This is a genomic window from Roseburia hominis (assembly GCA_040702975.1).
GTDB lineage: Bacteria > Bacillota > Clostridia > Lachnospirales > Lachnospiraceae > Allocoprococcus > Allocoprococcus hominis_A.
In genome coordinates, this window is sequence record CP159990.1 from 1,505,105 (window position 1) to 1,524,783 (window position 19,679).

General features: G+C 44.7%; 15 protein-coding genes and 2 pseudogenes. 15 read left to right on the forward strand and 2 right to left on the reverse strand.

Annotation, left to right across the window (positions count from 1 at the left end):
- Nucleotides 1–124 precede the first annotated feature (124 nt).
- Nucleotides 125–1,531 carry a uracil-xanthine permease family protein gene (locus tag ABXS75_07125; GenBank protein XCP86560.1) on the forward strand — a complete coding sequence of 469 codons (1,407 nt, stop codon included), beginning with the start codon at nucleotides 125–127 and terminating at the stop codon, nucleotides 1,529–1,531.
- A gap of 108 nt (nucleotides 1,532–1,639) precedes the next feature.
- On the opposite strand, the gene ABXS75_07130 is transcribed toward ABXS75_07125, so the two are convergent.
- Nucleotides 1,640–3,424 carry an ABC transporter ATP-binding protein gene (locus tag ABXS75_07130; GenBank protein XCP86561.1) on the reverse strand — a complete coding sequence of 595 codons (1,785 nt, stop codon included), beginning with the start codon at nucleotides 3,422–3,424 and terminating at the stop codon, nucleotides 1,640–1,642.
- On the reverse strand, nucleotides 3,415–5,172 hold the full coding sequence (locus ABXS75_07135) for an ABC transporter ATP-binding protein (GenBank protein XCP86562.1): 1,758 nt from the start codon (nucleotides 5,170–5,172) through the stop codon (nucleotides 3,415–3,417). The genes ABXS75_07130 and ABXS75_07135 overlap by 10 nt, the downstream gene beginning before the upstream one ends.
- A 926-nt stretch (nucleotides 5,173–6,098) precedes the next feature.
- Here ABXS75_07135 and ABXS75_07140 point away from each other — a divergent pair.
- The 14 genes and pseudogenes from ABXS75_07140 (at nucleotide 6,099) to ABXS75_07205 (ending at nucleotide 19,667) form a co-directional block, all read left to right on the forward strand.
- Entirely contained in the window at nucleotides 6,099–6,608 is a 510-nt protein-coding gene (locus ABXS75_07140; protein ID XCP86563.1) for a transcription termination/antitermination NusG family protein, read from the forward strand.
- The gene (locus ABXS75_07145; GenBank protein XCP86564.1) at nucleotides 6,605–7,135 is read left to right on the forward strand and encodes a transcription termination/antitermination NusG family protein; all 531 of its coding nucleotides are present in this window, start codon (nucleotides 6,605–6,607) and stop codon (nucleotides 7,133–7,135) included. Before ABXS75_07140 ends, ABXS75_07145 begins: the two co-directional genes overlap by 4 nt.
- On the forward strand, nucleotides 7,136–7,855 hold the full coding sequence (locus ABXS75_07150; GenBank protein XCP86565.1) for a transcription termination/antitermination NusG family protein: 720 nt from the start codon (nucleotides 7,136–7,138) through the stop codon (nucleotides 7,853–7,855).
- A 494-nt stretch (nucleotides 7,856–8,349) separates the two neighbouring features.
- Nucleotides 8,350–8,637: pseudogene (locus ABXS75_07155) on the forward strand (DegT/DnrJ/EryC1/StrS family aminotransferase).
- Between the two features lie 850 nt (nucleotides 8,638–9,487).
- Nucleotides 9,488–10,018 (forward strand): hypothetical protein, encoded by a 531-nt coding sequence (locus ABXS75_07160; protein ID XCP86566.1) that lies wholly within the window; start codon nucleotides 9,488–9,490, stop codon nucleotides 10,016–10,018.
- Nucleotides 10,019–10,055: 37 nt separating this feature from the next.
- Nucleotides 10,056–10,634 carry a polysaccharide biosynthesis protein gene (locus ABXS75_07165; GenBank protein ID XCP86567.1) on the forward strand — a complete coding sequence of 193 codons (579 nt, stop codon included), beginning with the start codon at nucleotides 10,056–10,058 and terminating at the stop codon, nucleotides 10,632–10,634.
- A gap of 30 nt (nucleotides 10,635–10,664) precedes the next feature.
- On the forward strand, nucleotides 10,665–11,963 hold the full coding sequence (locus ABXS75_07170) for a DegT/DnrJ/EryC1/StrS family aminotransferase (GenBank protein XCP86568.1): 1,299 nt from the start codon (nucleotides 10,665–10,667) through the stop codon (nucleotides 11,961–11,963).
- A 104-nt stretch (nucleotides 11,964–12,067) separates the two neighbouring features.
- Nucleotides 12,068–12,777: pseudogene (locus tag ABXS75_07175) on the forward strand (sugar transferase).
- Entirely contained in the window at nucleotides 12,774–13,391 is a 618-nt protein-coding gene (locus tag ABXS75_07180) for an acetyltransferase (GenBank protein XCP86569.1), read from the forward strand. Before ABXS75_07175 ends, ABXS75_07180 begins: the two are co-directional and overlap by 4 nt.
- The gene (locus ABXS75_07185; GenBank protein ID XCP86570.1) at nucleotides 13,388–14,668 is read left to right on the forward strand and encodes a glycosyltransferase family 4 protein; all 1,281 of its coding nucleotides are present in this window, start codon (nucleotides 13,388–13,390) and stop codon (nucleotides 14,666–14,668) included. Before ABXS75_07180 ends, ABXS75_07185 begins: the two co-directional genes overlap by 4 nt.
- The gene (locus ABXS75_07190) at nucleotides 14,668–16,539 is read left to right on the forward strand and encodes a heparinase II/III family protein (GenBank protein XCP86571.1); all 1,872 of its coding nucleotides are present in this window, start codon (nucleotides 14,668–14,670) and stop codon (nucleotides 16,537–16,539) included. Before ABXS75_07185 ends, ABXS75_07190 begins: the two co-directional genes overlap by 1 nt.
- Entirely contained in the window at nucleotides 16,536–17,756 is a 1,221-nt protein-coding gene (locus ABXS75_07195; protein XCP86572.1) for a nucleotide sugar dehydrogenase, read from the forward strand. Before ABXS75_07190 ends, ABXS75_07195 begins: the two co-directional genes overlap by 4 nt.
- 166 nt (nucleotides 17,757–17,922) lie before the next feature.
- Nucleotides 17,923–18,405: a serine acetyltransferase gene (locus tag ABXS75_07200; GenBank protein ID XCP86573.1), complete on the forward strand. Its 483-nt coding sequence runs from the start codon at nucleotides 17,923–17,925 to the stop codon at nucleotides 18,403–18,405.
- Nucleotides 18,406–18,485: 80 nt separating this feature from the next.
- Nucleotides 18,486–19,667 (forward strand): glycosyltransferase, encoded by a 1,182-nt coding sequence (locus ABXS75_07205; GenBank protein ID XCP86574.1) that lies wholly within the window; start codon nucleotides 18,486–18,488, stop codon nucleotides 19,665–19,667.
- The last annotated feature ends 12 nt before the right edge of the window (nucleotides 19,668–19,679 follow it).

The following is a 19,679-nucleotide window of genomic DNA, read 5'->3' on the forward strand; positions in this document are numbered from 1 at the left end:
AATGGATTACGAGCAAGGTTTTGATTGATTATTTTATGAGAAACGCGTATAATGAGAAAGGTAAATGTGTATGTCCGCAGCAACTATGACCGCTGCGGACATTTTACGAAAAGAGGAGGACACTATGAACAATTCAAATGAAGTAATCCGTGATGCGAAGAAGCTGGGGCTGCCGAAGATGTTGATTTTGGGGCTCCAGCACATGTTCGCGATGTTTGGTGCAACGATTCTAGTACCGATCCTTGTGAGCAGCTATTTTCAAACAGCCTGTGGCGAGGCTCCGTCAAAGGGGCTTACGGTGGCAGTGACATTGTTCTGTGCAGGTTTTGGCACACTATTGTTCCATGTATGTGCGAAAATGAAGGTTCCGGCATTTCTTGGATCATCTTTTGCGTTTCTCGGAGGCTTTTCTACCGTAGCGAATTTAAACAGTGGAATTTATGAGGGAATGGGAGCGAATGAAAAGGCGGCATATGCCTGCGGCGGTATTGTAGTTGCAGGACTTTTGTATTTGGTGCTGGCACTGATCATTCGTCTGGTCGGCGTGAAGCGGGTGATGCGTTATCTGCCGCCGGTGGTAACGGGGCCGGTGATTATCTGTATCGGTCTGAGCCTTGCTTCTTCAGCGATCAGCAATGCATCGACGAACTGGTTTTTGGCGCTGGTGGCGCTGGCGGTCATCGTTGTGTTTAACATCTGGGGAAAAGGAATGTTTAAGATTATCCCGATCTTGATGGGAGTCGTGATTTCCTATGCAGTGGCAGTTGTTATGAATGCCTGCGGTATTCTGAACCCGGACGGTTCGGCAATCATCGATTTTTCAGCCATCGCATCTGCGAGCTTTGTGGGAATTCCGCCGTTTCAGATTTGCAAATTTGATGTGACCGCGATTCTTGTTATGGCGCCGATCGCTATTGCAACTATGATGGAGCATATCGGAGATATGTCTGCCATTTCCGCAACAGTTGGCGATAATTTCCTTGCAGAGCCGGGGCTTCACCGTACTCTGATGGGGGACGGTCTGGCGACGGCATTTGCAGGCCTGATCGGTGGTCCGGCGAATACGACTTACGGTGAGAATACCGGGGTTCTGGAGCTCAGCCGTGTTCATGATCCGCTGGTAATCCGGATTGCAGCCGTATTTGCGATTATCATCAGCTTCATTCCGAAGGTGTCTGCAGTGATCAGCACCATGCCGGCGTCTATTATCGGCGGCGTCAGCTTCATGCTTTACGGTATGATTTCTGCAATCGGTGTTCGGAATGTGGTGGAGAACAAGGTGGATTTAACAAAATCACGGAACCTGATCATCGTAGGAGTGATCTTTGTGTGTGGACTTGGATTTGGAAATGGTCTGACCTTCCAGGTAGGCGGAGCCTCCATTACCCTGACTGCACTTGCGATCGCTGCGATTGCGGGAATTCTGCTTAATATCATTCTTCCGGGAAATGACTATGAGTTCGGTGTGAATCCGCAGGGGGATATTAACCGTGGAGTCAGCATGAATCCGGAGAAGGTTAAAAGATCATAAAGAAGATTAAAAAAGTATAGTGCGTAAGTCCTGATTTTGGGTTTACGCACTATTTTTGTTGCCAAGCATACCTGAAACAAGGTCCGGTGGACCTTGTTTTGGTTATGCTTATTTCACGTCTTCAAACTGGCTCTCATACAGGCGGTAGTAGAGCCCTTTCTTTGCCATCAACTCCTGGTGGCTTCCGGCCTCCAGAATATTCTTCCCATCCACATAGAAGATGCGGTCTGCACCCTGAATGGTGGACAGACGGTGGGCGATGATGAAGGAAGTTCTTCCTTTTAACATCGCTTCAATCCCGGACTGAACCAGGCGCTCCGTGTGGGTGTCGATGCTGGAGGTGGCCTCATCCAGTATGAGGATACGAGGACTTCTCAGCATAGTACGGGCGAATGCCAGAAGCTGCCGCTGACCGATGGAGAGCTGAGAACTGCGCTCGCTGATTTCCGTGTCATATCCATTTTCCATTTCCATGATGAAGTCATGGGCGTTAACGGCCTTTGTGGCAGCAATCATCTCTTCCTCCGTCGCATCGTCTCTGCCATAGCAGATATTTTCCCGAATCGTTCCGGTGAACAGGAAGGTATCCTGAGTCATGACTCCCATCTGCTTACGCAGGCTCGCCATGGTGACATGCCGGGTGTCATATTCATCAATGCGGATATGCCCTGAAGTCACATCGTAAAAACGGCTGATCAGGTTTACGATAGTAGTCTTTCCGGCTCCGGTCGGGCCGACAAGAGCGATGGTCTCACCCGGCTCCACCGTAAAGCTTACATCTTCCAGGACTAAGCGGTCCGGCTCGTCGGTGTAGGCAAAACTAACGTTTTCAAAACTGACTTTCCCTTCAATCTGAGGGAGAGCCACGCTGCCGGGAAGGTCCGTGATCTCTGCCGGCGTATCCAGGATATCAAATACACGCTCAGCGGCGGAAATGTTGGTTATGATCTTGTTGTAGAAGCTGGAAAGGTTACGGATCGGGCTCCAGAACATTCCCAGATAAGTGGAAAATGCCAGGAAGGTTCCCACGCCGATGTTTTCCGCCCCCACGATACGGATTCCTATAAAATACAGTAAAAATCCGCCAAGTCCCCAGACAATCTCTACCAGGGCACTGAAGATATCTGCGACGCGCACTGCATTTACAAAGCTGTCGCAGTAACCCTGGGCGCAAATATCGAAGTCACTTTGTTTCTCCGCTTCGGCGGCAAAGCTCTGCACGATGCGGATACCGGAAAAATTCTCATGAATGAAGGCGTTGAGAGCGGAGTTCTTCTTCCGGTGTATCTGCCAGCGTTTGTGCGCTGATTTCTGAATGACGAACATGCCTGTTACCAGAACGGGCAGGGTAAGCAGAGCCGCAAGGGCAAGCTGCCAGTTCTTGATCAGCATGATACAGGCAACGCCTATGACAGTAAGAAGATCCGGGATTAATTTTGTCACACTATCTGACAGCATTTCCTTCAGAGAATTGACATCTCCGACAATGCGGGCGAGAATCTTTCCGGTAGGACGGCTGTCAAAAAAGTGAAAGCTCAATGTCTGAATGTGCTCGTAAAGCTCGCTTCTTATGGTCATCAGGACCTGATTGGTCATACGTGCGATGATGCGCATCCAGCCTCTGGTGCAGAGAGCATGAAGCAAAAACAGAAACAGAGCCAGAAGCGCGAGGCGCATAAGCCCCGGCACATCGGAATTTGCCACGTAGGTATCCACAGCACGCTCAATCATAAGTGGGGTGGCCAAAGTGACGCCGAGCGTGACGAGCAGGAGAAGTGCAACGACAGCCAACGTCTTTTTGTATGCCAAAAGGTAGCTGTACAGCCGAATCAAAGTGTCTTTTTTGGAGACGACGGTTCTTAGCTCATCGTCCCGTGCAGTTTTTATTGACATGGCTTTTCCTCCTTTTCGTAAGAAATCGTAGTGTGGTCCGTATCCTGATACTGTACGCACCAGGTCTGGTAGTAACGGCCTTTTTGTGCCATCAACTCTTCATGTGTGCCCCGCTCGGCAATCGTATTGGTGTCAAGCACGATGATCTCATCTGCGGACCGTACCGCAGAAATACGATGACCGATGATGATTTTTGTAGATTTCGGCACTTTTTTCAGATTCTTTTGAATCAGGCGTTCCGTCTCCATGTCGAGCGCAGAGGTGGCGTCATCGAGAACCAGTACCGGCGCGTTTTTGGCAATGGCACGGGCAATGCTGATCCGCTGTTTCTGACCGCCGGAAAGCCCGACGCCGCGTTCACCGATCACGGTGTCATAACCCTCGCCCAGGTGACTGATAAAGCGCGCGGCTCCGGCTTTTCGGGCAGCCCATTCTACCGTATCCTGATGCAGAGTATCCCGCTTACCGGTCTTTACATTTTCCGTTACGGAATCTGAGAACAGAAAGACGTCCTGCATGACCACGGAAACAGAGGCGCGAAGCTGCGTGAGCGGAAGAGCGCGGATATCGACTCCGTCCAGGAGAATCCGACCCTCGGTCACATCATAGAACCGCTGGAGCAGATTGACCAGAGTCGTCTTCCCGGAACCGGTCATGCCCATGATGCCCAAAGTCTTGCCGGGAGTGAGCTTTATATTCACATCCTTTAAAATCTCATGTCCATCCAATGAAAAACTCACATGATCGAAACAGATTTCCCCGTGTACCTCGGTAAGCGGCGTGGTTTCCGGTGAATCTGAGACCTTCGGAGATTGAGAGGCAGCCTTCCTGATCTTCTTCCAGGAAGCAAATGCAGAAGCAATGTCATTGCTCAGCCAGCCCACGATCTGCATAGGCCAGATTACATTGTTGGCGTACTCGGAAAAAGCGCCCAGATCTCCGAGCGTCATATCTCCGCGGATCACCATTAATCCGCCGACAATGATGACGGTAAGCAGCATGGAGTTGCCAAGCAAGGTGATCAGAGGCTGAAAATCCGCCATGATTTTGGCCTGTTCCACATTCAAATCGTAAAATCTGCGATTGTGTCTGCCGAATTTTTTAATTTCAAACTCTTCTTTGGCGAATGCCTTCACTGTTCGGACGCCGGCAAGGCATTCCTGTGCTACAGTGTTCAGCTCTGCAGTTTCCTCGCTGATTTTATCGTAAACAATGCCGAGTTTCTTTTCCATTTTCACTGCACAGACCCCGATTAACGGAAGTAGTACCAGAGGAATCAGAGTCAGTACAGGGTTAAGCCGGAACATACAGAACAGGACCATGGCGGTATGCGTGATTGCCTCAATGGCCAGGATTCCGATAAATCCGGTCGCAAACTGTACTTTGTCTACGTCTTCCTTGACACGCGTCATCAGCTCCCCGGTGTTGTGACGGTCAAAAAAGTCCATGGACATGGTCTGCAGGTGGCGGAATAAGTCTTTCCGTATGTGAAGTCCCACGAATACGCCGACGTAATCGTAGGTGAATTCCTTGATGTACTGGAAAACAGCGCGGCCAAGCCCAATGCCGAGAAGCCCCAGCAGAAGACGGGTAAGAAGCTGCATCTGTTTCCCGATGATCACGTCATCTATAATACGTTTGGTAATCTGCGGAGCCATCATGTCAAGTATGATGCTGATTACCATGCAGAGAAAGCCGAGCAGATATAAAACGCCATAGCGACGGACATATGTACTCAGTTTTTTCATTTTATATTTCCCCTTTCTTTTTTTGAATATAGGTCAGGATGAAGGAGGATAGTACCTTCATTCTGGCTTTCAGGTATGCCTGAGTGAATGTCTGGCGGACATTCAACTCGGTAAGATAAATGTCTGTTTGCCGTGTGCTCAGATATATTGAACAATTAAAAAATGCGGAAGTAGATCATTCTCTTTCCGCATCTGTAACAGGCTGTGTTTTTCATAGACACTGGCGCATCCGGTACCATGTCTATGGGGTTAAAAAAATCGCAGTCCATACAGACTGCGGCAGAGTAGACCAAGTGGCGTCATGTTACATGCGCCGGTAATCTATTCCTGCGAGGCAGACTGTCTGAAGAATCGTCGATGTTGCTTTTGTGTTATCAAAAATGCTGTAATATGCGTTATACTTCATTGCTCTGCCTCCTTTCTTAATATTCATCTTCAATATAACTGGATAAACGTAAAATGGACATTTATCCTGACATCTGATATATATCTTAAATGGTATATTCTTCCTTGTCAAGAGGATTTATAGATTATGTGGTGGATTTTTGGGGAAATTAATTGCGAATAGAGGGGATTTGGGAGGTTGATTTTCGAAGAGTAGTTAGCTCTATGACATCAATCATTTACAAACACATGTATTATACTATTAATATCCCGAAATGTAAACAACATTTTTTCACCACTTTCTGCATTTCTACCCATTTTCTGCCTTTAATATGGTTATTGTACAATTCTGAACCAGAAAATTTTGAGAAATCAGGTGTTACTTTTTACATTCTTTGTATTTATACGTCCAACTATTCGCCTTTATTCGACCTGAAATATGCTTTATCATTAAAAATCTTTTTAAAAAATCACAATGTGATGTGTCAAATTCCGCCATTTTCATAGAGCTAACTATTCTAAGAAATATTGGAGGATTTTTTATGTGGTATTTGCTTCATTGTCCCCCAAAAAGTGAAGAGGTGGTCTTGCAGAAATATAAAGAAAGCGTGGATGGAAAAATTTTGTCGGACGCTTTTATCTTTACGTATGATTGCATGAGGCGTTATCTGGGAGACTGGCATTATGAAAAGAACAACCTGTTTCCTGGCTGTATTTTTCTGGAGAGCGATGAAATTCAGAGTATTCAGAAGGCGCGGGAATGTTATCTGCGGATGACTGAGGAAGGATGGAACGCAAATTCTCTGCGGGAGGTGTTCCCTGAGGAGCAGAAGTTCCTGAAAATGTTCTGCGGCGGACAGCATCATGTGGCTATGTCAAGAGGCGTGATCCGCAGTGGAGAGACACTGATAACCGAAGGACCGCTTGCGGGGCGGGAGAACCTGATCACCAGAATTGACCGCCATAAAAGGACTGCCTTTCTGAAAATGCCGATGCTGGCGGAGAATGGTCTTGTGCAGGTCGGACTTGAGATTACGGAGAAGACTAAATGACTGATAAATGGTATGTAATGCGCACGATTCCGGGCAAGGAAGAGGATGCGGTTTCTCTTTTAAACAGGAAGATAGACTATCATTTATGGATGAAATGCCAGATTCTGTGGAAGCAGCAGTTGTTCCGTGTGAAAGGAGAATACCTGGTCAGCCGTAAGAAGATGTTTCCGGGTTATGTGTTTATCAAGACAGAATGTTCCGGGAAACTGAGAGAAATGTTACGGAGGTCCAGGGAATTTCCGCAGCTTGTTGAAAGTGGAAGGGAAGAGCTTGTGGCAGTGGAGCAGGAGGATCTGCGGTTTCTGCAGAGTATCTGTGGTAGAGAGCTGGAGCATGATATGGGGCTCTCGACAGTTGAGATTGATGCAGACGGCCAGGTGAGAAATGCTGAGGGTGCGTTAAAGGAGTATGTGGGCCGGATTCGCAGACAGAGGCTCCGGCACCGGTATGTGACGGCGGAGGTGGAGTTGTTCAATCGCAGGGAGGATGTGCTGTTTGGAATTCGTGTTGAAGGAGATCCTGAGTAAGTGGGAGTAGAAGTGACAGGAAAGAATTGGTACATTTTGTTCGTTCAGGTCGAGAAGCAGAGCCAGATTTGTACGATGCTTCAAAATGAAGGGATTCACGCGTTTCTGCCGATGATGGAATACTATCGGCGTGACTCTAAGGGGATTGCGGTAAAACCGATGTTTCCCGGGTATGTGTTCGTGAGATCCGAGCTGGAACAGAAGGAGTTTGATGAGTTTCTGGAATCCCGGAAAGGGTGGTTGTGGGGAGTCATTAAGCAATTGAAGGAGGACGGGACTGCCGCGATGCATGCGGGTGAGACCACGTTCTTTGAACATCTGCTGGATGAAGATGGCGTAGCAAGGATGTCCTATGGATATGTACCGCTGACCGGGAAGAAAAAGGGGAAGGCCGTAGTGACGGACGGACCGCTTGGGTATTTTCAGGAACGGATCTGCAAGGTGGACAGGCATGATAAGATGGCTTGTCTGGATGTGGAGTTCCGGAAGCAGAAGGTGCTGGTGGGGCTTACGATTTTAGATGAAGCAGAAGTACGGAAGAAGGAACAGGGACGTGAGGGAACGCAAGGTGAAAGGGCTGAGGAAACCGGAAAGGTGGAGGAAGCAGGAAGAGAGGCCTCGCGGGAAAATGATGATAGGTTGGTGTCGTCGAAGGATAGGCTGGAAGACGGGACCGAGATTGATATAGAGGAACTGAAAAGTAAGATGATGGGTCTGTAGCTGGTTTACCGCACGGGGCTGGAATCGGAACATAGCTGAGCAATTGGGAGCGTGGGTCTTGATGAGATGAGAGATGTGCGGGTGGCGAAGCTATGTTTTTTTGTTGTCGGGCATACCGGAGTGAAGAGCGGTGGAACTTCGTCTTGGGTGTTTAAGCATATGACAAAAAATTCAGTTGAAGCTTTTGGGAGAGTTTGAGAGGATTCTTATTTAAGAAGTTATAGGGGAAGAAAAGAGGAACATAAAAATCATGTTTACAAGAAAAGAAGACTTAAAACCATTCGGGTCTAAAGTTTGTTTAGCCAGCCTGACGATGCATGGAGAAGAGTTGAAATATATAACTGAGGTTATGAGACAAACTGGATGTACGCAGTAGGTGATATTGGCATTCTAGAAACATGTTCCTAATGTGTTATCAGGTCATTGGCATAGTAAAATGAAGCAACTATCAACGCAGCATTGTGGAAAATGCTTTGATAAAGGAAAGAGAAAACATGGAAAAGCGAATTATTTCATTTAGTCCACCAGATATTACAGAGTTGGAAATTGCTGAAGTGACAGAAGCATTACGGTCCGGCTGGATTACAACTGGACCCCGGACCAAGCTGCTGGAGTGCCGTCTGGCTGCGTATATCGAGACTGGAAGAACAGATGTGGACTGCAATACAGAAGAGAACGGTAAGAGGTATTCCAATCATGTTGTGTGCTTAAATTCTGCTACGGCTGCAGAAGAACTGAATCTAAGAATTCTTGGCGTAAGTCCCGGTGATGAGGTGATAACTGTATAATAGGGGATTTGAGGTTAATTCGAGTACCCGGAGAGGTTAAGATGGCTTCTTGGATACTCTTGGATTGACCCACAATACAGAGTAGAAAATTCAATAAGGAGGAAAGACTTAGTTCACTCATATCCTTTGGGATGAAGTGGACTAATTGTCGTTATTCAGAATAGCTCCTGCTTTCTTTTTGTAAATCAAATAACAGGGGAGAAAAGAAGAGAAATATTTATTCCTGTGGAAAGAGCATATCACCTAGAAAAAAAGCGGGATAACCATCCGCGCATTACATAGATTAGCAGAGATTTATATAGATTTCTAAGACAAAAAGACAGGTTTAGATACAGAGATTGCCCTTCGGGGGGCGATAATACTCCTGAGAGAAATAATGAGGAGTACTTTAGGATGAGAAAGATTAATATACGATGGTAGCTGTTTGCTTATGATGTTTTAATTTTCCTTTTTGTTCAGATATTGTTGCTGTGACTTTATCAGGGCAACAACGCACTATCAACGACAGGCAGGCTTGCACAGGCAGTGCTATCTTTTTTATGCGTGTTCATTGCCAGATTCACAGGTGGAATTTATCAGCAGATATGGCGGTACGGCGGCATCCAGTGCTATATCAGGCTGCTTGTCACCGATGGGATTGCCTTTATACCCAACTTAATACTGGAAATACTGCTGCCGATGGAGCGTATCACCTTCGCCCGTCTCATTTCCATTGCCTGCATGAACCTGTTAGGTGCATTAGCAATCCGGCATGGTCTACTGCTATGCATATAAGTGCGGGAATAGCCGGACGACACTGGGGAGAGCGCTCAACTTGCTGTTGCATATCCTCACAGGTGGGAGTGTGAAGCCGGAAATAGACAGTGAACGTAGAAAGATTAAGATCGCGATTATTGGCGCGGGGCGTGTGGGCGCGAGCTTTGCAGAAGAATTATTGAATAATGCGTCGGCAGCCTATGTCCTCCGCTGTTTTATAGATATCAAGCAGGAGAAGGTGGGCAGAAGTATCCATGGCGTTCCGGTACTCATGGAGGACGAAGCCACGCTGGAACATCTAAAGGATTACGAGGTACAGGAAATCGTCTTTGCGATTCCGAGTCTCTCGGATGCAGACAGGAAACGGCTTTATGACTATTACCGGGGCGTTGGGTACAAGGTCAAGGTGTATGACTATCCGATGTTCCAGCCGGAGATCGGGAAACGGCGGATGAGAGAGTTCGATATTGAGGAGCTACTGTTTCGGAAGCCTGTGGTTTTAGAAGATGAGAAAACGAGTGCATATTACCGGGATAAAATCATTTTGATTACTGGCGGCGGTGGTTCCATCGGCTCAGAGCTGTGCCGACAGCAAGAACACACTGGATGTCAGGATTGAGCTCGTCTCTATTACGAACAGAGCAGGGACTGCAAGAGTGTTTGATGCCTACCTTTTTAAGAAGCAGATTGCGAACGGCGGTCCTGTGACGATTACGGACAAGCAAATCATCCGTTATTTCATGACAATCCCGGAAGCGTCGCAGCTGGTGCTGGAGTCAGGGGCGATGGCGGAAAACGGGGAACTGTTTGTGCTTGACATGGGCCAGCCTGTGAAAATCCTCGACCTGGTGGAAAGTATGATCCGTCTATCCGGAGCCGGTGACGTGGAGATTGTTGAAACAGGCTTAAGACCGGGCGAGAAGTTGTATGAAGAATTGTTGGTCAAAACAGAAGAACTGGACAGGACGGAAAACAGCCTAATCTTCATTGAGCGCGACAAACCGTACAGTGAAGAAGAGATTGACAGGAAGCTAGATGACCTACGGGCTGCCTGTGATTCCGATGATGATGAGGTTGTCCGGGCCGCATTAAAAATGGTAATTCCTACATACCGGAGTCCGGGTGAAGTGAACAGGCGGGTTGCCGTGAATGAGAAGGTTGCTGTGTCTTCTGACAGACATGAAGTGAAGCCGGAAACTACAGACAGCAAAATAGTGGCTATGAGTAGAGTTTAAACGAAATATTTCTGTATAAGGGAGAAAACAATGTTTAGTGAAAACAATAAATTCAAACCTTTTGGGTCAAAAGTGTGGTTGTCGTCTCCGACAATGCACGGCCCAGAGCTGGAATACATGCGAGAGGCATATGAAACTAACTGGATGAGTACGGTTGGTAAGAACATAAATGAAATTGAAGTTCAGGTGGCTGAATACATTGGCGTAAAATATGCCGTTGCCTTAAGCGCCGGAACTGCTGCTCTTCATCTGGCTACAAAGCTGGCGGGAGAGAAGATATATGGTCAGGCAAGGCCATATGAAGGTACGTTAAAGTCTCATAAAATCCTTTGCTCAGACATGACGTTTGACGCCAGCATTAACCCTGTGGCCTATGAAGATGGAGAGGCTGTTTTCATTGATACGGAGTATGATACCTGGAATATGGATCCGGCAGCACTGGAAAAGGCGTTTGAAATCTATCCGGAGGCCAGACTGGTTGTGCTGGCTCATCTGTATGGTACGCCGGGAAAGATAGATGAAATCAAGAGAATCTGCGATAGGCATGGGGCTTTGATTGTAGAGGATGCCGCAGAGAGCTTGGGGGCAAAATACCTCTACCATGGCGAGTGGAAGGAGACAGGGGCTTTGGGCGATTACAACTGCATCTCTTTCAATGGAAATAAAATTATTACCGGATCCAGCGGAGGCATGTTCCTGACTGATTCGAAAGAGGATGCAGATAAAGTCAGAAAATGGAGCACCCAATCCCGTGAAGCCGCTCCTTGGTATCAGCATGAAGAGATTGGGTACAACTACCGCATGAGCAATGTGATTGCCGGTGTTGTCCGTGGTCAACTGCCATATCTACAGGAACACATTAATCAGAAGAAGGTTATCTATGAAAAGTACAGAGAAGGGCTGAAAGATCTTCCGGTGAAGATGAATCCCTATGATGCAAAAAAATCCATTCCTAACTTCTGGCTGAGCTGCATGATTATTGACGAAAGCGCAATGTGCCGACAGGTCAGGGATGATCAGAAAGCTCTGTATATTCCTGAAAAAGGAAAGTCCTGCCCGACAGAGATTCTCGAAGCGATAACTTTGATTAACGCAGAAGGACGCCCAATATGGAAGCCTATGCACGCACAACCGATTTATCGGACTCATGCGTTTGTTACTGTTGAAGGAAATGGCCGGGGTCAAAGTAATGCTTACATAGATAAAGGAAAAGCACAGGACGTAGGTATGGATATCTTCCGTAGAGGGTTGTGCCTGCCGAGTGATAACAAGATGAGCGAAGAGCAGCAGGCGAAGATAATTGAGATTATCCATAGTTGTTTTGAGTGATATATATGATTGACTGGGTGTGAATGGTGGACAAGAAAAAAATAAAGGTATTTGTGGCAGTGGGAGCTGTTGCCGGTATGATCGGATACCAAATTGGAAGATATATGAAAAAGAAGAAGGAAGTGAAGGAATTTGGGAAATCGGATGAACATCAGATCCCCCATAATAAAGGCTTCTATGAGAAATACATAAAGCGTCCACAGGACTTTTGCTGTGCGCTGCTGGCGATCATCGTTCTCTCACCTGTAATGCTTGTGACTGCCCTATTTGTCCGCGTAAAGCTTGGGTCACCAGTGTTATTCATACAGGAGCGCCCAGGACTCAACGGGAAGATATTTAAGTTGTATAAATTCCGAACCATGACGGACGAACGAGATGAGAATGGAAATCTGCTGCCAGACGAGGTGAGGCTTACGAAATTTGGAAAAGGGCTGCGAGCACATCCCTCGATGAGTTGCCTGAACTGATCAATATGCTAAAAGGCGACATGGCTGTGGTAGGGCCGAGACCGCTGCTTGTCCAGTATCTTCCGCTCTATAACAAGCATCAGGCCAGGAGGCATGAGGTCCGTCCCGGATTTACCGGATACGCACAGGTTCACGGACGCAATAGCATTACTTGGGAAGATAAGTTTGATAAGGATATATATTACGTTGACCATGTGCGCTTTCTGGGTGACTGGAAAATCATATTACAGACTGTGAAGACAGTTTTGAAGCGGGAAGGAATCAATTCTGAGACCGCAGCTACGATGGAGTGTTTCAAAGGGACGGCAGAGGATAAAACGGATGCATCCGTGGGGGATTCTGTATGAATAGATTGATAATTATCGGAGCAAGCGGTCATGGGAAAGTTGTGGCCGATATTGCAGCACACTGTGGATACATAGATATTGCTTTTCTGGATGATGACGAAACTGTGAAATCCTGCATGGGCTTTCCAGTAGTTGGTAAGTCTTCTGATATGGCGAGATATAGAGACTGTGATTTTTTCGTGGCGATCGGGAATCCGAATACAAGAGAGAAAGTTCTGGGAAAGCTGAAAAGAATGCAGCTGAATATCATCACATTGATCCATCCAGATGCTGTGCTCGCCGATACCGTTTCCATAGACAACGGTTCCGTTGTTATGGCAGGAGCGGTTATCAATCCCGACAGCAGAATTGGAAACGGCTGCATCATAAACACAGGCGCAACAGTAGACCATGACAATGTAATTGAAGATTACGTCCATGTTTCGGTAGGTGCGCACTTGTCTGGAACGGTTCATGTCGGAAAAAGTACATGGATCGGAGCCGGGGCAGTTGTAAGCAATAACGTAAACATCTGTGGTAATTGCATGATTGGTGCAGGTGCCGTGGTGGTTAAGGATATAGATGATGCTGGGACTTATGTTGGGGTTCCGGCAAAGAGGATACAGGAAAGATGAGAGTTGGTAGTTTGAAAGTTTGGTTAATGAACCATTATGCTTCAAATATGTTCCGTGATAAAGCGGGTCGCCATTATTGGTTCGCTCAGCAACTAAGAGAACGAGGGTATAATGTAACGGTTTTCTGCTCCACAACCCTGGTAAATGGAGAAGAACTCCTTAGTACTGGAAATCGGAAACTTGTAGTTAGGGAAACAGATGGTATTCCTTTTGTGTTTGTAAAGACGATACCGGCACAAGGAAACGGGATCAAGCGAATAGAGAATATGGGATTGTTCTATAAGAACCTGTTTCCGGCAACAAAAGCGTATGCCGCAAAATATGGAAAGCCGGATGTGATTCTTGCATCATCGGTGCATCCCCTCACAATGGTGGCAGGTATCCAGATTGCAAAAAGAATGAAGATACCCTGCATCTGTGAGATCAGAGACTTGTGGCCTGAGGCAATCTTTAGTTTTGGCAAAACAACCGAGAAGAGTTTTTTGGGAAGGGCTCTGACTAAAGGTGAGCATTGGATTTATAAAAAGGCCAATGCGCTTATCTTCACCAAAGAAGGTGATACGGACTACCTAAAAGAAAAAAAATGGACGACAGGACAAGGCGGAGATATTGACCTTGGAAAATGTTATTACATCAATAATGGCGTTGACATTGCCGCATGTGAGGAACGGTGCAGAACAATGCAGTTAGCCAATCCAGATTTAAAAGATGAATCAAAATTCAATGTAACTTATGTAGGTACCATTCGCCCAGTCAACAATGTTGGAAATCTATTAGATGCGGCTAAAATACTGAAAGAAAAGGGCGGATATGATGATATCCAGTTCTTGATTTATGGCGATGGCGAACAGTTTGCGGAGTTACAGGAACGAGTGAATAACGAGAAGCTTGATAATGTAATAATGAAGGGCTTTGTGAATCGCCAGTATGTTCCTTATATTCTTAGCAAATCTTCCATAAATATGTTGAATTATGCACAGAACCAGTACAACTGGACAAGAGGAAATAGTTCCAATAAGCTTTTCGAATATATGGCGAGCGGAAAGCCCATTATTTCAACGGTTCATATGGGCTATTCAATTATAAAGAAATATAACTGTGGTGTTGAATTGGATGAGGATACACCGGTGGCTCTGGCAGAACAGATTATGAGGTTACACGATATGAGTAAAGAAGAACGGGATGAAATTGGATCAAATGCCAGGGAAGGCGCTAATGATTTTGACTTCAGTGTCCTAACCGAAAAGCTGATTAAGGTAATAGAGAGCGTGGTTTGATGCTAAGCATAAGAATGATTAAAGCAGTCATAAGTGAATATGGTGCAGGGTGGGCAGTCAACAGAAGCCTCTATAGTCTGAAGCTAAAAACGATGGGAATAGCACCTCCCATTGATAAGCTATTTGAGAAAAAGACACCTTATCCTAGGAGGTTGGATTTATTTGAAATAGATATTCAAGCCATCCAGAAATACATTCAAGGGCTTAATGAAGAGGATAAGAGGAAACTTGTAGAGGCGGCCGATAAAGCGTGTGAAGGTATCATTACAGGATTTTCATCGATTGAGCTCAACTATGGCAATCCTATTGATTGGCAGCTAAGTCCACTGACTGGGAAACAATGTGATGAAAAGAAAAAATGGTATAAGATCCCTGATTTCGATAAAGAACGGGGAGATATCAAGGTCATATGGGAAGCGTCACGCTTTTCGTATTTCATCACGCTTGCCAGAGCCTATTTACTCACTGAAGACGAAAAATATTACAAAGCATTTACCTCACAGCTTAAGGAATGGCTGAAAAAGAATTCGTATAGTTATGGCGCAAATTTTAAATGCAGCCAGGAATGTTCTCTTCGCATGGTAAATACGTTGCTTGCCTATACGGTATTTCATGATAAAGGAATGACGACGGATGAGGATGTTAGTAATGTGAAGGATCTTGTGGATCGTTGCTATCGGAAAGTATTGAGCAATTTTTTCTATGCATATAAATGCATAAAGAATAACCACACAATATCAGAACTTATGGGTATGATTGTCGGCGCCTGGTGTTGCGGTGCTGATAGGCAGTTGAGCAAGGCATACAAGTTGCTGGATGAAGTTATAGACGAGCAGTTTACAGATGATGGAGGCTATAGACAGTTTTCATTTAACTACCAACGCCTTGCGCTTCAAGATCTAGAGTGTGTTTTAAGTATCGCAAGGAAGACCGATAAAGACATCAATTCCCATAGCAAAGATAAGATCAAGAACGCCGCTTATTTGATGTATCAGTGTCAGGACGAAAGCTGGGATGTTCCAAACTACGGAAATAATGATGGAGCTCTTGTGTTTCCTGTTACATCCTGTGGCTACCGAGATTTTAGACCAGTCATCAATACAGCTTATACTCTTATCACAGGGGAGCAATTGTATGACGCAGATAAACATCAGGAAGAACTTCTATGGTTTGCAGGAGGGAAGAATATTCATGATTTTGCAACCTTAAAGGCAGATAAGGTCTCATCGCAGTTTGTCAATGCCGGATTATTCACGATAAGAGGACAAGATTCCTGGGCGATGGTAGTTTTGAATGACTACACATCTAGGCCGGCACATATGGATCAGCTACACCTTGACCTGTGGGTAGGAGGGGTAAATGTCCTATGCGATGGGGGAACTTATTCTTATGCAAGCGAAGAAGGCCGAAAGCTAGTAAAGAATGAAAGCCACAATACAGCTGTAGTAGACAGTGTTTCGCAGATGAATTCAAAAGGTTCATTTTTGATTTATGATTGGTGTAGAAGCAAGCTGAAAACGTGTGGAGATTCGTGCTTTGAAGGAATGATGATATCTGCTAATGGCTATAAGCACATAAGAGAAATCAAACAGGTCGGTGCATCGTATGAGATTTCGGACCTAGTTGATAAGAACTATAAAATATTATTCCACACACCATGTGAAATCATTCTGGTTGATGAAAAGGCTAGATTATTAAACGGCGGTAAGGTACTGTGTGAGATCAGCAGTACTGGTCAGATAGCTCTAGATACAGGTCAGAGAAGCCTCTATTATCTCAGAAAAGATAGCACAAATTGCTTGTCTATCACAGGACAGGCAGGAGTAAAAAATAAAACAACAATTGCAATTGTAAAGGAGAGTAAAAAATGATTAACGTAATTGGACTTGGCTACATTGGACTTCCTACTGCCCTTATGATGGCATCACACGGCGTTGAAGTGGTCGGTACGGACTATAACAAGGAGCTTGTCGCAACCTTGAATGCCGGTCATACAACCTTTAAAGAAAAAGGGTTGGAGAATCTTTTCGATGCCGCAGTAAAGGCTGGTATTAAGTTCACCACAGAATACCAGGTAACGGATACCTACATCATATCTGTCCCAACACCCTACAATAAGTTCAGCAAAAAGGTTGATGCATGCTATGTAGTCGCTGCCGTGAAGGATGTTATGAAGGTTTGCCCGAAGGGAGCTACTGTGGTTATCGAGTCTACGGTTTCCCCTGGAACGATTGAGAAGTTCGTTCGTCCGGTAATTGAAGAAAACGGATTTAGGATTGGCGAGGATTTAAACCTTGTTCATGCGCCAGAGCGTATCATCCCAGGGAACATGGTTTATGAGCTTCTGCACAACAACCGCACAATCGGAGCTGATAATAAAACTATCGGTGAAAAAGTGAAGGAGTTGTATGCTTCCTTCTGTCAGGGTGATATCGTAGTCACGGACATCAAGACGGCTGAGATGACGAAAGTTGTGGAGAATACCTTCCGTGCAGTTAATATTGCTTTTGCAAATGAGCTTGCTAAAATTTGTCGCCATGACAATATGGATGTGTATGAAATTATCAGAATTTGTAATATGCATCCGCGTGTAAACATCCTTCAGCCCGGTCCTGGTGTGGGTGGACATTGCATCTCAGTTGATCCGTGGTTTCTTGTGGGTGATTATCCCTCTCTGGCCAAGGTTATTGATGAGTCTATGAAAACTAACGATGGAATGCCGGACTTCGTGCTTAACCGGATTTACGAGATTATGAAGGAGACTGGACTGACAGACATTACCCGTGTAGGCTTGTACGGCCTTACATATAAAGAAAATGTGGATGATATGCGGGAATCCCCCACACTTCAGTTACTTGAGAGTCAGGAGTGCCACCTAGCACCCGGTTTGAAGGTATATGACCCCTTCATTGAAAAGGATGTTGTTGCGAATCAGTATCACAGCTTAGATGAGTTCCTGGATGCCTGTGACATTGTCGTTATTATGGTTAAGCATAATGAAATCAAAGAGAATGTTGAGAAGTTAAAGGACAAGGTTATTTTGGATTGCCATAACATTATCGATTTCCCCGGCGTGTACCACATTTAACAAAGTTTATTCTCCGGCATCTCCGCTAAAAATCATGTTCAAACAATCGGATAAGCGTGGGTGCGGAGAAATACAGGAATAAAAATAACATAATAAATTAAAATAATTCTGTGCAGGAGATATATGAATATTTTGTACAAGGACATGCTATAGGTGGAGGGTTATTATGAATGCTATTGGACTATATCGTACTGGGAGATGGATGTATGTGCATCACATTCCTGTCCTTCCAAAAATAATCAAAGGAATATCCTTTCTTTTATTTAACAGTGTTGTGCCATATACGGCTGAGATTGGCAAGGAATCCAAGTTTGCATATGGTGGGATAGGCTGTGTCATTCACAGTAGAGCAAAAATAGGAGACAGAGTAATAATTGGACAGAATTCCACGATTGGTCGATCTCTCGATCCAGAAGATTTTCCGAGTATTGGAAACGATGTATATATTTCTGCGGGCGCTAGAATCATTGGAAATATCCACATTGGAAACAATGTTATAGTAGGTACAAATTCAGTAGTAAACAAAGATGTAGAGGATAATTGCATAGTGGCAGGTGTCCCGGCAAAGGTCATTAGAAGAATTGATGTATCTGTATGGGACTTGTTGAAGAATATATCTTTCCGGGGGGGGGGTAAGTCTTCTACATAGTTTTTTTGTAAGAGACATACATTTTATATTTGCAGATGGCATACGAAAACCTTTTTTGAATACGAGAGGAGGTTTGTGTTATGCGGCTTGATGATTGTTCCTATGAAGCGCTTTATCCAGTAATTGAATTAATGCTAAACGAGGTGAGGGCAATGCGTACCTGCTTTTTACTAACGCATATTCCTAATCCCAGAATAAATAAGCGTATTGCCGTTTTTAAGCATGTTGGTGAAACAAAAGTAATCTGTACAAGAAGATCAAGTCAGAATATTTGGGAACCGATCCAGGATGTCGAACATATTATTTTTGACATTGATTTGCCAAGTGCAAAACATATAATAAAACGGTATGTAGTATCTCAGGATTTCCAGAAGAAGGCACTTGATAAACTAAAAGAAATAATGCCTAATGTCATATATGCTGAAGGTTTGGATTCACTGATAATCGCAGGAAAATATAAAAGAGATCATAACGTCAAAATAATATTTGAAGTCGCTGATCTGAGGGAAAACTATATTGTAAAACCGAAAAAAACAATTGATAGGATAATTACGAATGCTCTTCTGAAAAAAGAAAAGACGGCGTTCGAGAATGTAGACTATCTAGTAGTTACGTCACCCAAATTTTATGACATGCACTATAAAAATATGATACCGGAAGAGAAAATGCTATTTATACCTAATGCTCCTGATACAGAGGTCTTTAGCAACTATAAGAAAAAAGAAGGCGGTGCATTTACAATTGGTTTTATAGGTGGGATAAGATATCTCAAGCAGATGAAGATGCTTGTTGATGTGGCAGATGAAGTTGGATTTAGCGTTCTATTTGCCGGGGCAGGTGGTACATCTTCTGAATACGATGAGATACGAGAATACTGTGAAGGAAGAGAGAATATTATTTTCACTGGAAAATATAATTATGACACTGAGATTGCTGAATTGTATGGAAAGGTAGATTGCGTATTCTCAGTTTATGATGCCGACAATCCAAATGTTAGAATAGCATTGCCTAATAAGTTGTATGAATCGATTATTTGTGAGCTTCCGATAATTGTAGCAAAAGGGACCTATGTATCAGAACTAGTTGAGCAATATGGCGTTGGGGTTTCGGTATCGCACGAGGACAAAAATGATTTAATACAAGTTATGCGTCGCATGAAAGATGATTCGCAGTATCGGCTTATATTTGTTAATAAATGTAAAGAATACAAGGAAAGCCAAAGTAGTTTTGCTACAATGAAGGAACTAGAAAATATAGTATAAGAAAGATAAGGA

What these genes read in the sequence shown, in the direction of transcription:
- ABXS75_07205 (XCP86574.1), top strand. Translation starts at nt 18,486, where the DNA reads ATGCGGCTTGATGATTGTTCCTATGAAGCGCTTTATCCAGTAATTGAA.
- ABXS75_07190 (XCP86571.1), top strand. Translation starts at nt 14,668, where the DNA reads ATGCTAAGCATAAGAATGATTAAAGCAGTCATAAGTGAATATGGTGCA.
- ABXS75_07140 (XCP86563.1), top strand. Translation starts at nt 6,099, where the DNA reads ATGTGGTATTTGCTTCATTGTCCCCCAAAAAGTGAAGAGGTGGTCTTG.
- ABXS75_07195 (XCP86572.1), top strand. Translation starts at nt 16,536, where the DNA reads ATGATTAACGTAATTGGACTTGGCTACATTGGACTTCCTACTGCCCTT.
- ABXS75_07130 (XCP86561.1), bottom strand. Translation starts at nt 3,424, where the DNA reads ATGTCAATAAAAACTGCACGGGACGATGAGCTAAGAACCGTCGTCTCC.
- ABXS75_07200 (XCP86573.1), top strand. Translation starts at nt 17,923, where the DNA reads ATGAATGCTATTGGACTATATCGTACTGGGAGATGGATGTATGTGCAT.
- ABXS75_07170 (XCP86568.1), top strand. Translation starts at nt 10,665, where the DNA reads ATGTTTAGTGAAAACAATAAATTCAAACCTTTTGGGTCAAAAGTGTGG.
- ABXS75_07135 (XCP86562.1), bottom strand. Translation starts at nt 5,172, where the DNA reads ATGAAAAAACTGAGTACATATGTCCGTCGCTATGGCGTTTTATATCTG.
- ABXS75_07180 (XCP86569.1), top strand. Translation starts at nt 12,774, where the DNA reads ATGAATAGATTGATAATTATCGGAGCAAGCGGTCATGGGAAAGTTGTG.
- ABXS75_07125 (XCP86560.1), top strand. Translation starts at nt 125, where the DNA reads ATGAACAATTCAAATGAAGTAATCCGTGATGCGAAGAAGCTGGGGCTG.
- ABXS75_07145 (XCP86564.1), top strand. Translation starts at nt 6,605, where the DNA reads ATGACTGATAAATGGTATGTAATGCGCACGATTCCGGGCAAGGAAGAG.
- ABXS75_07185 (XCP86570.1), top strand. Translation starts at nt 13,388, where the DNA reads ATGAGAGTTGGTAGTTTGAAAGTTTGGTTAATGAACCATTATGCTTCA.